The organism is Arthrobacter sp. NPDC097144, from assembly GCF_044762205.1.
In the GTDB taxonomy this organism is placed as follows: domain Bacteria; phylum Actinomycetota; class Actinomycetes; order Actinomycetales; family Micrococcaceae; genus Arthrobacter_B.
This window is the reverse complement of the sequence record NZ_JBIWDW010000001.1, coordinates 705,265-717,853: the sequence shown is the minus strand read 5'-3', so window position 1 is coordinate 717,853 and position 12,589 is coordinate 705,265. Positions and strand designations below refer to the sequence as shown.

Below are 12,589 nucleotides of genomic sequence, written 5' to 3'. Positions count from 1 at the left end.
GGACCCTGCCGCTGTGTTTGAATGACACGGTGATCGATACTCGGAAGCCCCTGCCCGCCGTCTCCGGGACCAGCGAGCTGTTCCAGCTGCTCCGCGACGGCAGGCCGCGGACCCGCACCGAACTCGCGGATGTGCTCGGTGTTGCCCGCTCCACCATCGCCCTGCGGGTGGAAGCGCTGATGGCACTGGGGCTGGTGGCGCCGGTGGACGACGCCGTCTCCACCGGCGGGCGGCCGTCGTCGCGCTTTGCGCTGCGCACCGAAACCAAAGTGGTGCTGGGCGTGGATATCGGCGCCTCGCACCTGCGCGTGGGACTCACCGACCTGGGCGGCATCCGCCTGCAGGACGGCTCCCGGAACGTGCGGGTCACCGACGGTCCGGAAGCGGTGCTGAACGCCGTAGCGGAAGTGGGGGATGAGCTGCTGAAGCGGGCCGGCCGGTCCGCGGCGGACCTGCTCGCGATCGGCGTCGGCGTTCCGGGCCCGGTGGAACACACCACCGGCCGGCCGATCAATCCGCCAATCATGCCCGGCTGGAACGGTTTTGATGTCCCCGGTTATCTGCAGGAGCACTTTGAGGTCCCGGTGCTGGTGGACAACGACGTCAACGTGATGTCCGTGGGGGAGCGCGAGCTGGCCTGGTCCGGAGTCCAGGACCTGATCTTCGTGAAGGTGGCCACGGGTATTGGTGCCGGCATCATCTCCAACGGAACGCTGCTGCGCGGCGCGGACGGAGTGGCCGGGGACATCGGGCACATCCGGGGGCCCCGCGGAGAGGACCTGCCCTGCCGCTGCGGAAACCACGGATGCCTGGAAGCGGTGGCATCGGGTCCGGCCGTGGCGCTGAAGCTCCAGGCGCTGGGACGGGCTGCCAAGGACAGCCTCGACGTGGTGGATCTGGTGCAGCAGGGCGACTCTGAAGCGGTGCAGGTGGTTCGGCAGGCCGGGCGGGACGTGGGCGATGTCCTCTCCGCCTGCCTGAGCATGATGAACCCGGCGGTGATCGTCATCGGCGGATCCATGGCCTTGACCGGGGAGCACTTCATTGCCGGGGTGCGGGAGGTCATCTACTCACGCAGCATGCCGCTGGCAACGCAGCACCTGCAGATTGTGCAGTCCGCCTCGGGGCTCGACGCCGGAATGGTGGGGGCGGGCATGCTGGCAATCCAGCATGCCCTGTCACCGGAGAGCATCGACGCCATGCTGGCGGCGGGGGTTTAGCGCGCACCTACCGCACTTATCCCATTGCAGGCGCGCTGCTGCGGCGCGCGGGGTCGGTGAGACGGTGCATCATCCTGGCGCTGCTGGAACCTGAAAGAATGGAAGGTCCGGCGGTCGGTGTGCCGCCGGGTACCTTTTATCAAACACAGTCTCACGCCCTTGGAATGGAGCTCCGCCACATGTCATCCGACTCATCTGCCGCCCGAATCTTCGGAATCTCACCGGAAAACCGTGTCACGGTCTACGGCGCGCAGGACCGTCCGGAGGTTGCCGAGCTCCTGCCTGCCCAGGCGAACATCGCTGCGAGGGGCTCTCTGATGCCGGCCGACGTCGTTCTGCTGTTTGCCGGTTCGGCCGCGGACCTGGCGCACGACCTGTCCTCTGCCGCAGACGCGGTGGAGCCCGGCGGAGTGCTGTGGGTTTGCTACCCCTCGGGAGTCGAAGGCCAGGAGCGCGACCTCAACCGCGACACCGTGGTCTCCCTGATGGAGGATAACGGCTGGGAACCGCTGGCGGATGCGTCGGTGAATGATGAGTGGTCCGCAGTCCGCGGACAGCCGACGCCGAAGTAGCCGCCGGTCCCGCCGTTAGCTGATCAGGCCTTCACTTTCGCCGGCCATTTGTTCACTTGTTCGGCTGCGGGTACTGCTCATCCCTGGTGACGACGTCGGCCCTGGGGCGGGGGAATTCTTCATGGGACCCTGCCCTGGCCGGGAATTGGGTGTTTGGTCGGTCGGGGTATAGCCTGAAAATGTTCATGCAAATGCATGAAGTTGGACTTGGAAGCCCTGATTGACCCAAGCCCTCCAACACCCCAGGCAGGAGTATCGCAGCCATGACCAGCACCGCCCGCTTTACCGATCGCGTCATCCTCATTACGGGCGGAGGTTCCGGCCTCGGCCGCGCCGCCGCTCTCCGCCTTGCCTCCGAAGGCGCAAAACTGGCGCTCGTCGACATCTCCCAGGCAGGCCTCGACGAGACCGTGAAAGTAGTCCTGGAAGCCGTTCCCGAAGCCGAGATCCTGAGCACCCTCGCAGACGTCTCGAAGGAAGCCGACGTCGATTCTTACGTTGCGGCAACGATGGAGCGCTTTGGCCGCATCGATGGTTTCTTTAACAACGCGGGCATCGAGGGGCGGCAGAACCTCACCGAGAACTTCACCGCCGACGAGTTCGACAAGGTCGTTGCCATCAACCTCCGCGGCGTGTTCCTTGGCCTGGAGAAGGTCCTCAAGGTCATGCGCGAACAAGGATCCGGAATGGTGGTCAACACGGCCAGCGTCGGAGGCATCACCGGCATCGGCAACCAGTCCGGATACGCAGCTGCCAAGCACGGCGTCGTGGGGCTGACCCGCAACTCGGCTATCGAATACGGCCAGTACGGCATCCGCATCAACGCCATTGCTCCGGGTGCCATCTGGACCCCCATGGTTGAGAACTCCATGCTGCAGCTGGACGCTGAGAACCCGCGCAAGGCCGCTGAGGAGTTCATTCAGGTCAACCCGACCAAGCGCTACGGGGAAGCGCCGGAGATTGCCTCCGTTGTCGCCTTCCTCCTGTCGGACGATGCTTCATACGTGAACGCCGCCGTGCTGCCCATCGACGGCGGACAGTCCATCAAGTACTGACAAGCAACACAACAGGCGGTAAACAGCAGCTCGAATCGCTGCCTCCGCCTGGTTGTTCCCCCTCCGGCACCTGCCGGGCCTCGCGCCCGGCAGGTGCCGTTTTTTGTTCGCCGGCACCGGAGCCGCCCGGCGTCCGAAGGATGTACCGGGGCGCCGGATGGACGGGAAAGATGCGGACGGGCGGCGGGAAGATGTTGCGTTTGCATAAAGATAGCGAAACCTCTTGTTCCGGCCCCTGCACTGGCATATGTTGTCTTGGCCTGCAAATAAGTCGGCGGGGTTCCCGTTGGCAGTGGCGTTACAGCGTTGTATCCGTCCGATCCGGCCGCTTCAGAGGCGAAGAAGCAGTGGCAGGATCCTTTTCAAAAGGCTCAACCATGACCCGTATCAAGCATGTTTCAACCCTCTTTCTTGCCCTTGGGCTGGCCGCCGGCATGTCGGCATGTGCACCCGCCGGTTCCAATGACGCCTCGGAGGACGGCGACTCCGCCGTCGAGTGCAACGTAGGCATCTCGATGCCGACCCGCAGCCTGGAGCGCTGGATCAACGACGGCGAGGGCCTGAAGGAAAAGCTCGAAGCCAAGGACTGCGACGTGGACCTGCAGTACGCCGATGACAAGACAGATCAGCAGATCAGCCAGATCCAGAACCAGGTCGCCGGCGGAGCGAAGATCCTCGTGGTGGCCGCCATTGACGGCAAGACCCTGGGCCCCACCCTGGAGAGCGCCAAGGATCAGGGCGTCACCGTCATCGCTTATGACCGCCTGATCAACGGCACCGACGCAGTTGACTACTACGCCACCTTTGACAACTACAAGGTGGGCCAGCTGCAGGGCGAATTCCTCGAAGAGCAGCTCGCCCTGGCCGACGGCAAGGGCCCGTACAACCTTGAGCCGTTCGCCGGCAGCCCGGACGACAACAACGCCGGCTTCTTCTTCAGCGGCGCCTGGGACGTCCTGCTTCCCTACGTCGAGAAGGGCCAGCTGGTGGTGCCGTCCGGCAAGTCTCCGGCCAGCAACGATCAGTGGACCTCCATTGGCATCCTCGGCTGGCAGTCCGCCGATGCCCAGGCTGAAATGGACAACCGCCTGCAGTCCTTCTACACCGGCGGTGACCAGGTCGACGTCGTGCTCTCGCCCAATGACAGCCTGGCGCTGGGTATCGAGGCCTCGCTGGACGGCGCCGGATACAAGCCCGGCACCGACTGGCCGCTGATCACCGGACAGGACGCCGACGTCGCGAACATCAAGGCGCTGCTGGCCGACCGCCAGTCCATGACCGTCTGGAAGGACACCCGCGAACTGGGTGCGCAGGTGGAAACCATGATTGACGCACTGGTGGCCGGCAACGACGTCGAGGTCAACGACACCGAGACCTACGACAACGGCGTGAAGGTGGTCCCCACTTACATCCTGGATCCGGTTGTGGTGACCAAGCCGGATGTGCAGACCACGCTCGTCGACTCGGGCTTTGTCAGCGCTGACGACATCGGGCTCTGACCTACCTTCCGGAACAGCGGGGCGCGGCAGGTCCGCGCCCCGCTGACCCTGTATCGAAACGAGAACGGCATGAATGACGTCATCCTCTCCATGGACGGCATCGTCAAGGAATTCAACGGCATCAAAGCGCTCGACGGCGTCTCGGTGGCCGTGGAACGCGGTGAAGTGCACGCCGTCTGCGGCGAAAACGGTGCCGGTAAATCCACCCTGATGAAGGTGCTCAGCGGGGTGTACCCCCACGGCAGCTTCGCGGGAACCATCACGCTTGAGGGCAAGCCGGTGTCCTACGGCTCGATCAATGACAGCGAGCGGGACGGGATCGTGATCATCCACCAGGAACTGGCGCTCAGCCCGTTCCTGTCCATCGCGGAGAACATTTTCCTGGGCAACGAGGTCTCCCGCGGCGGAGTGATCGACTGGAACCAGACCAACCTGCAGGCAAAGGCGCTGCTGGAGCGCGTGGGGCTGCAGGAAAACCCGGCCACGAAAGTCCTCGAGCTGGGCGTGGGCAAGCAGCAGCTGGTGGAAATCGCCAAGGCACTGTCCAAGGAAGTGAAGATCCTCATCCTGGATGAGCCCACCGCGGCCCTGAACGACGGCGATTCGGCCCACCTCCTCGGGCTGATCGACCAGCTCCGGGACCAGGGCATCACCTCGATCGTCATCTCGCACAAACTCAACGAAATCCGCGCCATCGCGGACAACGTGACGGTGATCCGCGACGGCCAAACCATCGAGACCTTCCCGGTGGCTGATACCGCCGACATTGAAACCCGGATCATCCGCGCCATGGTCGGCCGGCCCCTGGACAGCCAGTTCCCGGACCGGGAGCCGCAGATCGGCGAAGAGAAGTTCCGGGTGGAGGACTGGACGGTGCACCACCCAATCGACGTGGACCGCGTCGTCGTCGACAACGCTTCCTTCAATGTCCATGCCGGGGAAATCGTGGGTTTCGCCGGACTCATGGGCGCCGGGCGCACCGAACTGGCGATGAGCATCTTCGGTCGCTCCTACGGATCCGGGATCTCCGGACGCGTCTTCAAGGACGGCACGGAAATCCGCACCCGCACCGTCAGCGAAGCCATCCGCAACGGCATCGCCTACGTCAGCGAGGACCGCAAGCGCTACGGGCTGAACCTCATTGGAAGCATCACGGTGAACGTTTCAGCATCCGCGCTGCGCAAACTCGCAAAGCTGGGCATCATCGACCGGCACCGCGAATATTCCGTCGCGGATGACTACCGGAAGCAGATGAACATCAAGACGCCCACGGTGTCCTCCGTCGTGGGGAACCTTTCCGGCGGAAACCAGCAGAAAGTCGTGCTCAGCAAATGGATCTATTCCGGTCCCGATGTGCTGATCCTCGATGAGCCGACGCGCGGAATCGACGTCGGCGCCAAATTTGAAATTTACGGAATCATCAACGAACTGGCAGCGGCGGGCAAAGCCGTCATCGTCATCTCGTCCGAACTGCCCGAACTGATCGGGCTCTCGGACCGCATCTACACCATCGCCGAAGGCCGGCTCACCGCCGAGGTGCCCCGCGCCGAAGCGACCCAGGAAGAACTGATGCGCCACATGACCGCCGCCCGGACCCTAGGAGCACAAGCCTCGTGAGCACCACCACCCCAGAACAGGCGAAGGCACCGCTTCCGCCGCGCGGGACGGCGCCGGCCAAAAGACGCCGCCGCGTTGATCTCCGGCAGTACGGCATACTCGCCGCGCTTGTTGTCATCATTGTGCTGTTCCAGATCCTTACCGGCGGACGGCTGCTTTATCCCGGAAACGTCTCCAACCTCATCCAGCAGAATGCCTATGTGCTGATTCTGGCCATCGGCATGGTCATGGTGATTATTGCCGGGCACATCGACCTCTCCGTGGGATCGGTGGTCGCCACGGTGGGCGCCGTGGCCGCGCTGTCCATGAACAGCTGGGGCCTGCCCTGGTGGGCCGCCGTCGTCCTCTCCCTTGTGGTGGGCGCACTGATCGGTGCCTGGCAGGGCTTTTGGGTGGCGTTCGTGGGGATACCCGCGTTCATTGTCACCCTCGCCGGAATGCTGGTCTTCCGCGGCGTGGCGCTGGTGCTGCTCACCGGCGGAACGGTCAGCGGCCTGCCGCGGCCGTTCAACGCCATCGGCTCCGGGACCCTTCCCTCCACCGGATCCCCTGACCTGGTCACCCTCGGGATCGGCGCGATTGCCTCGATCGCACTGGTGGTCCAGCAGCTCAAGGGCCGCGCGGATCTGCGCCGGCTCGGCCTGCCGCGGGAGCGGACCGTGTCCTTCGTGTTCAAGATCGGCGTGGCCGTGGTGGCCATCATGTACTTGTGCTATTTGCTTGCCTACAACCGCGGCACGCCGATCATCCTCATTGTGCTGGCGGTGCTGGTGCTGGCCTACTCGTTCATGCTCAGCCGCACCGTGTTCGGCCGGCACATCTACGCCATGGGCGGGAACCTGAACGCGGCCATGATGTCCGGCGTGAAGACCACCTGGGTGAACTTCTTCATCTTCGTGAACATGGGCTTCCTCGCCGGTCTGGCCGGCGTGGTCAGCACGGCCCGCGCCGGGGGAGCGGTGGCCTCGGCCGGCACCGGCTTTGAGCTGGATGCGATTGCTGCCGTGTTCATCGGCGGCGCCTCCGTCCAGGGCGGCGTGGGCACCGTGATTGGCGCCGTGATCGGCGGCCTGGTGATGGGCGTGCTGAACCAGGGCCTGTCCATCCTGTCCGTGGATGCCGCCTGGCAGCAGATCATCAAGGGCCTCGTGCTGCTGGCAGCGGTGGCCTTCGGCTTCAGCCGGCGCAAGAGCGCGCGCTAAGTCTATTTATTGCGGAACGACGACGGCGGCCGGTTCCCTGGGGACCCGGCCGCCGTTTGCATGGGGCGGGTCACTACCATGGACAGAATGCAGTCCTCAGGAAAACAATGACCGAGCAGGAACGCGGATGGCTCGCGCGCAAAGTGCTTCCCGGTGGAACAGAGCCCGATCCCCGGTTCACGCTGGCCAATGAGCGCACCTTCCTCGCCTGGATCCGCACCTCCCTGGCCTTCCTCGCCGGCGGACTGGCTTTGGAGGCGTTCGCTCTCGAGGCGTTTCCGGAACCGTTGCGCAAAGTGCTGGCCATCCTTCTGGTGCTGACCGGGATGCTGCTCAGTGCCGGGGCTGCCGTACGGTGGGTGGCCATTGAATCCAGCATGCGGCATGGACGGCCGTTGCCGCTGCCGCTCATTGTTCCGTTCCTGGGGCTGGCCGGGGCTGTTACGGCTGGGGTCATAGTCGCCCTGATTATCCTGGGCTGATGCGTGACCAGGAGCCGGTCCCCAGGCATGAGGATCCCGGTCTGCAGCCCGAGCGCACCGTGCTGTCCTGGGGCCGCACGGTGCTGGCCCTCTTCACCGCCGCACTGGTGTTCCTGCGCTGGCTCCCGCACTACGGTCCCTGGATTCTGGTGCTGGTCGCCGCCGCGGGCGTGGTGGCCCTGGCCATTTACTTCACCCAGCGCCGCCGCTATTCCGTACGGGTCCGCGGGATTGCCGGCGAACGATTCCACGCCGACGTCGGGTCCGTCTGCTGGCTCAGCGGATCAGTCCTGCTGATCGGCCTGCTGGGCCTGGGCGTCCTCCTGACCGCCTGACCCGTTCGTCTTGTTTCACAAGGTGAGATCCCGTTTCTGTATCCTGAAATTTATTGATCGAGCGGTTGGGCCGGCCCGGCCGGCCCGGGCGGGCCGGGCTGTCTCGGAAGCGGCACAACAGAGCGGGGAACGGGCATGAAAATCGGAGCAGCAGGCACGGGAGTGCTGTGCTAACCACTGTCCTGTTCAGCATTCTGCCGCTGTTCCTGATTATGCTCATTGGCTATCTGGCCAGCCGTTCGGCAAAATTCGGTGCCGGCGCGGAACCTGCCATCAGCGCCTTCGTGTTCTACATTGCGCTGCCTGCGCTGCTGTTCAAAGTGGTGGCCGAAGCCAAAATCAGCGAGGGAGTTCCACTGCAGTTTCCCCTGATTATCGTGGCCGCCTGCGCACTGTTCTCCGCGCTGAGCATCCTGGCCTCCCGGTTCCTGTTCCGGCAGGACCGCCCGGCGGCGGTGCAGTACGCGCTGGGTTCCAGCTTCGGCAACGTCGCCTACCTCGGCGTCCCCGTCATTCTCGGAATAGTGGGGTCCGACGCAGGGCTCGCCGCCGGCATCGGCCAGCTGACGCACAACCTCTTTTTCATGCTGCTCTATCCCATCTTGTTTCCGCTGCTGGCCGCTGCGAAAACAGAAGGGTCATTCGGGGCAAAGATCCGGACCGCCGCGGACAAGGCCATCCTGAAGAACCCCGTGGTGTGGGGCATCGCCGCCGGGCTGCTCGTTGCGGCAATCGACGTGCCGCTGCCCGGACCGATAGCGGACACCACCAACCTGCTTGCCGCGGCCGCCGCCCCGGTGGCGCTGTTCGCGATCGGGCTGACGCTCCGGCGCACCGTGACGTCGCTGCGCTCGGGGCACCTGTCCTTCGCTCCGGTGATCGGCGCGTCACTGGGGAAGCTGATTGTTTTTCCGGTGATCACCGTTCTCATCGCCGGTCTGCTGCCCGGGCTTCCTTCCGACTGGTACCAGGTGCTGGTGCTGCTGGCCGCGATGCCCACCTCGGCGTCGGGCTTTATCCTGGCGCAGGCCGAGACCGACAATGCCGAAGCAACGGCCGCCAACATTGTGCTTAGCTCCATTCTGGCCCTGGTGACCATTCCGGTGGTGGCCGTGGTCTTCCTGGGCTGAACCGCCAGCCGCCTCGCCCGAAACCAGCCGCTAAGCGTTTTCTCTTCCGTCCGCACGGGCCGAGCGCCTACTCTGGCGGCGTACGAAAACGCCCCGGCCCGTCCGGGATCCCACATGTTTGAAGGAGATCACCATGTCCAGCACCATGAATCCCTACCTCAGCTTCCGGGACAATGCCCGGGAGGCGATGGAGTTCTACCAGAGCGTATTCGGCGGAACACTGGAAAGCAGCACCTTCGGTGACATGAACATGGCCGAAGACCCCGCCGAGGCGAACAAGATCATGCACGCGTCCCTGAAGACGGACAAGGGGTTTGTCCTGATGGGCTCGGACACACCGGCCAGCATGAACCTGGACGAGGGCAGCAGCTACTCGATTTCCCTGAGCGGTGACGACGGCGAAGAGCTGCGCGGCTACTGGGACAAGCTGCTCGACGGCGGCCAGATGACGCTGCCCCTGGAAAAGGCACCCTGGGGCGATGTGTTCGGCATGCTGAATGACAAGTTCGGCACCAGCTGGATGATCAGCATCGAAGGACAGGATTCCTAGCCGGATTGTTCCTCACCCGACCGGCTCCTACCCGGATTGCTCGGCCGCCCATTCGGCGACACGGCGGGCGCTTTCCTCCTCGGACAGGTCCTCGACCCGGCTCATGATGGACCAGCGGACGCCGAACGGGTCGCGGATGCTCGCGAACCGGTCTCCGGACACAAACGTGCTCAGCGGTTCACGGATGGTTGCACCGGCGGCCTCGGCCCTGGCGACCGTTTCATCGACATTGGCGCAGTAGAGTCCCATCGAATAGCAGTCCTCGTCTCCGACGGGCATCGGAACCAGGCCGTACTGGGGGTTCGGTTCTCCCAACTGCAGCCGGCCGTTGCCGAAGTCCAAATCGGCGTGCACCACCACGCCTCCCATCTCGGTGACGTCCACCGTCCGGGCGCCAAAGACATCGCTGTAGAAGTCGATGGCGGCCCGGGCATCCGGGACGGCCAGGAACGGGGTCAGTGTGGTGACGCCGTGCGGAATGCCCGCGGAGGTGTGGTCACCGGAGACGCCGGCCTTAGGGGAGGCCGGGGTATGTGAAGCGGAGCTTGGGCTTGAACTGGGGCTGTTTGTTGTAGTCATGGTGCCAGCGTAGGCAGCGTCCCCGGGGCCGGGCTTGAAGATTCGCGACAGGTATAAATCGGGCAGCAACAGCGATGGAAGGGGAGCGGTGGAGGAGCAGTGGCGCGGCACGCTGTACCCGGCGCGGCTGCCCGTCTTCCACCGTATTCTTCCGGCGGAGGAGCTCGCGGACCGGGTGCGCTGGTTCTGGATTCCGGAGTGGAACCTGGCACCGGGCCGGGTGTCCCGGCAGGAAATCCTTCCCTTTCCGGCGCTGAACCTCGTGGTCCAGCCCGACGGCGTCACGCTGTCCGGCCCGGCGACCCGGCGTTCCTTCCGTGATTTGTCCGGACGGGGCTGGGCGGTGGGGATGCTGCTGCGTCCGGCGGCGGTGCCGGTGTTCGTCCAGGACCCGGGGAGCCTTCGTGATACCGAAATCCCGTTCGAGGCTCCGGAGCTGCTGGCTGCTGTCTCAGCAGCCATATCGGCGGACGACGAACCCGACAGCAAAGCCCGCGACGACGATGGCGGCGCGTCCCGCCGTCGTGCTGACGCGGTGGCGGCGGCAGCCCGTTGGTTGGAAGACAATGTCCGGGCCCCCGGCGCCGATGCTTTGCTGGCCAACCGGCTGGAGGACGTGATCCAGGCGGACACGTCACTGCTCCGGGTGGATCAGGGTGCCGAGCTGCTGGGGATCTCGGTCCGGACGGTGCAGAGACTGGCCCGGCGGCATGTGGGACTGCCTCCGCTGGCCATGATCCGCCGGTACCGGTTGCAGGAGGCGGCGGAACGGGTGCGGCTGAATCCGGAAACTCCGATTGCGGACATCGCTGCGGAACTGGGCTACGCCGATCATGCGCATCTGGCGGCGGCGTTCCGGGAGGTCCTTGGCTTCACGGCCAGCAGTTACCGGCGGTCCGCAGGCGGGTCATAGTCCTCCCGCCAGTTCCGCTGCCAGGTTCCCTGCCGGCTCCGCAGCTCTCTGTTCCCTGCCGGAAAGGCCGGGCGGCCGGATGCACTAATGTTGCCTGTCTGCAATCCACTGACCCCTCATGAAAGGCACCATGGTTTCCACTGCCATTGCTCCCGAGCTCGTTCACGGGGCCGCGGAACTCGAAACAACTCCGCGGGGACTGCGGCCGCACCGCCTGCCCGCCCCGGTGCGCATGCGTTTCCCGGACCCGCAGCTGCTGATGGCCGAGTCGCAGCCTTCCAGCGTCCGGCTGGCCTTCTCGACGACGGCGGAGCAGCTGGAACTCGTCATCCATCCCACCCGGGTGGTCTACCTCGGGGCCGACCGGCCGCGCGGCCACGTGGACCTGATGGCCGACGGCGAACTGGTGCACAGCGACGAACTCACCGGCGGCTCGTACACCGAAGTGAACATGTCCACCGGGGCCGCCCGTCAGGTGGAGGGACCCTCGCACACCAGTGGATTTCCCCGGCTGCCGGCCGGGTCCAAGCTGGTGGAAATCTGGCTGCCGCACAACGAGTCGGTGGAGCTGGTGGAACTGCGCAGCGACGCGCCGGTTCAGGCGCACCGCCCGGACCGGCCGGTCTGGCTGCACCACGGCAGCTCCATCAGCCACGGATCCAACGCGGCAACGCCGTCGGGCATCTGGCCCGCCGTGGCGGCGCAGCTGGGCGGCGTGGAACTGCACAATCTGGGCCTGGGCGGAAGCGCCGTCGTCGACCCCTTCACCGCCCAGGTGATGCGCGATACCCCAGCCAACATCATCAGCGTGAAGCTGGGCATCAACGTGGTGAACCTGGATGCGATGCGGCTGCGGGCTTTTGTGCCCGCGGTGCACGGGTTCCTGGACACCATCCGTGAGGGGCATCCGGAGACGCCGCTGCTGCTCGTGTCGCCCATTTTCTGCGGAATCCATGAGGACACTCCGGGGCCGGGTGCGTTTGATCCGGCGTCGTTCGCCACGGACCAGGTGAAGTTCATTGCCACCGGGTCGCCGGCGGGCGTGGCCGCCGGCCAGCTGACGCTGCGGGTGATCCGTGAGGCGCTCGCGTCCCTGGTGGAGCGGCGGTCCGAGGACGCGAACCTGTACTACCTGGACGGTACTGAACTGTTCGGTGCGGCCGATGCCGACGAGCATCCGCTGCCGGACGCGCTCCACCCGGACAGCGCCACGCACCGGCTGATCGGGGAACGGTTTGCCAAGTATGCGTTTGCGGGTGAGGGGCCGTTTGGGCAGGCCGCCAAACGGGTTATGAGGTAGGCGAAGTCAGACAAGAAAGGAGGGGTGGGGGCGGGGGTAAGCCCGCCCCCCCCCCCCCAACATCAAATAAAAAATACGCCTAAATTTACCAAATATATTGCTTTACGTTTGGCATATTTTTTTTTTATTTATATG

At 65.0% G+C, this 12,589-nt stretch carries 13 protein-coding genes; 12 read left to right on the top strand and 1 reads right to left on the bottom strand.

Annotation, left to right across the window (positions count from 1 at the left end; genetic code table 11):
* The first annotated feature begins 32 nt into the window (after positions 1-32).
* From ACIQXM_RS03330 to ACIQXM_RS03285, 10 genes are all read left to right on the top strand, one after another.
* Positions 33-1,220 (top strand): ROK family protein, encoded by a 1,188-nt coding sequence (locus ACIQXM_RS03330; protein WP_400927752.1) that lies wholly within the window; start codon positions 33-35, stop codon positions 1,218-1,220.
* A 179-nt stretch (positions 1,221-1,399) separates the two neighbouring features.
* A complete protein-coding gene (locus ACIQXM_RS03325) occupies positions 1,400-1,792 on the top strand; it encodes a hypothetical protein (RefSeq protein WP_400927519.1) in 393 nt (130 codons plus the stop codon).
* Between the two features lie 263 nt (positions 1,793-2,055).
* On the top strand, positions 2,056-2,847 hold the full coding sequence (locus tag ACIQXM_RS03320; protein WP_400927517.1) for a glucose 1-dehydrogenase: 792 nt from the start codon (positions 2,056-2,058) through the stop codon (positions 2,845-2,847).
* 377 nt (positions 2,848-3,224) lie between these two features.
* Positions 3,225-4,346, top strand: coding sequence for a multiple monosaccharide ABC transporter substrate-binding protein (chvE, locus tag ACIQXM_RS03315; protein WP_400927514.1), 1,122 nt, complete (start codon positions 3,225-3,227; stop codon positions 4,344-4,346).
* A gap of 69 nt (positions 4,347-4,415) precedes the next feature.
* Entirely contained in the window at positions 4,416-5,963 is a 1,548-nt protein-coding gene (gene mmsA, locus ACIQXM_RS03310; RefSeq protein ID WP_400927512.1) for a multiple monosaccharide ABC transporter ATP-binding protein, read from the top strand.
* Positions 5,960-7,165 carry a multiple monosaccharide ABC transporter permease gene (gene mmsB / locus ACIQXM_RS03305; RefSeq protein ID WP_400927509.1) on the top strand — a complete coding sequence of 402 codons (1,206 nt, stop codon included), beginning with the start codon at positions 5,960-5,962 and terminating at the stop codon, positions 7,163-7,165. Before mmsA ends, mmsB begins: the two co-directional genes overlap by 4 nt.
* A gap of 107 nt (positions 7,166-7,272) precedes the next feature.
* Positions 7,273-7,647: a YidH family protein gene (locus tag ACIQXM_RS03300; RefSeq protein ID WP_400927507.1), complete on the top strand. Its 375-nt coding sequence runs from the start codon at positions 7,273-7,275 to the stop codon at positions 7,645-7,647.
* A complete protein-coding gene (locus tag ACIQXM_RS03295; RefSeq protein WP_400927505.1) occupies positions 7,647-7,982 on the top strand; it encodes a DUF202 domain-containing protein in 336 nt (111 codons plus the stop codon). The genes ACIQXM_RS03300 and ACIQXM_RS03295 overlap by 1 nt, the downstream gene beginning before the upstream one ends.
* 167 nt (positions 7,983-8,149) lie before the next feature.
* The gene (locus ACIQXM_RS03290; RefSeq protein WP_400927502.1) at positions 8,150-9,112 is read left to right on the top strand and encodes an AEC family transporter; all 963 of its coding nucleotides are present in this window, start codon (positions 8,150-8,152) and stop codon (positions 9,110-9,112) included.
* A gap of 133 nt (positions 9,113-9,245) precedes the next feature.
* Positions 9,246-9,662: a VOC family protein gene (locus tag ACIQXM_RS03285; RefSeq protein ID WP_400927500.1), complete on the top strand. Its 417-nt coding sequence runs from the start codon at positions 9,246-9,248 to the stop codon at positions 9,660-9,662.
* Positions 9,663-9,689: 27 nt separating this feature from the next.
* Here the strand turns inward: ACIQXM_RS03285 and ACIQXM_RS03280 are convergent, their stop codons facing one another.
* Positions 9,690-10,241 (bottom strand): VOC family protein, encoded by a 552-nt coding sequence (locus ACIQXM_RS03280; RefSeq protein WP_400927497.1) that lies wholly within the window; start codon positions 10,239-10,241, stop codon positions 9,690-9,692.
* 88 nt (positions 10,242-10,329) lie between these two features.
* Here ACIQXM_RS03280 and ACIQXM_RS03275 point away from each other — a divergent pair, with 88 nt between their 5' ends.
* On the top strand, positions 10,330-11,154 hold the full coding sequence (locus ACIQXM_RS03275) for a helix-turn-helix domain-containing protein (RefSeq protein WP_400927494.1): 825 nt from the start codon (positions 10,330-10,332) through the stop codon (positions 11,152-11,154).
* Between the two features lie 130 nt (positions 11,155-11,284).
* Positions 11,285-12,454, top strand: coding sequence for a GDSL-type esterase/lipase family protein (locus ACIQXM_RS03270; RefSeq protein WP_400927491.1), 1,170 nt, complete (start codon positions 11,285-11,287; stop codon positions 12,452-12,454).
* Positions 12,455-12,589 lie beyond the last annotated feature (135 nt).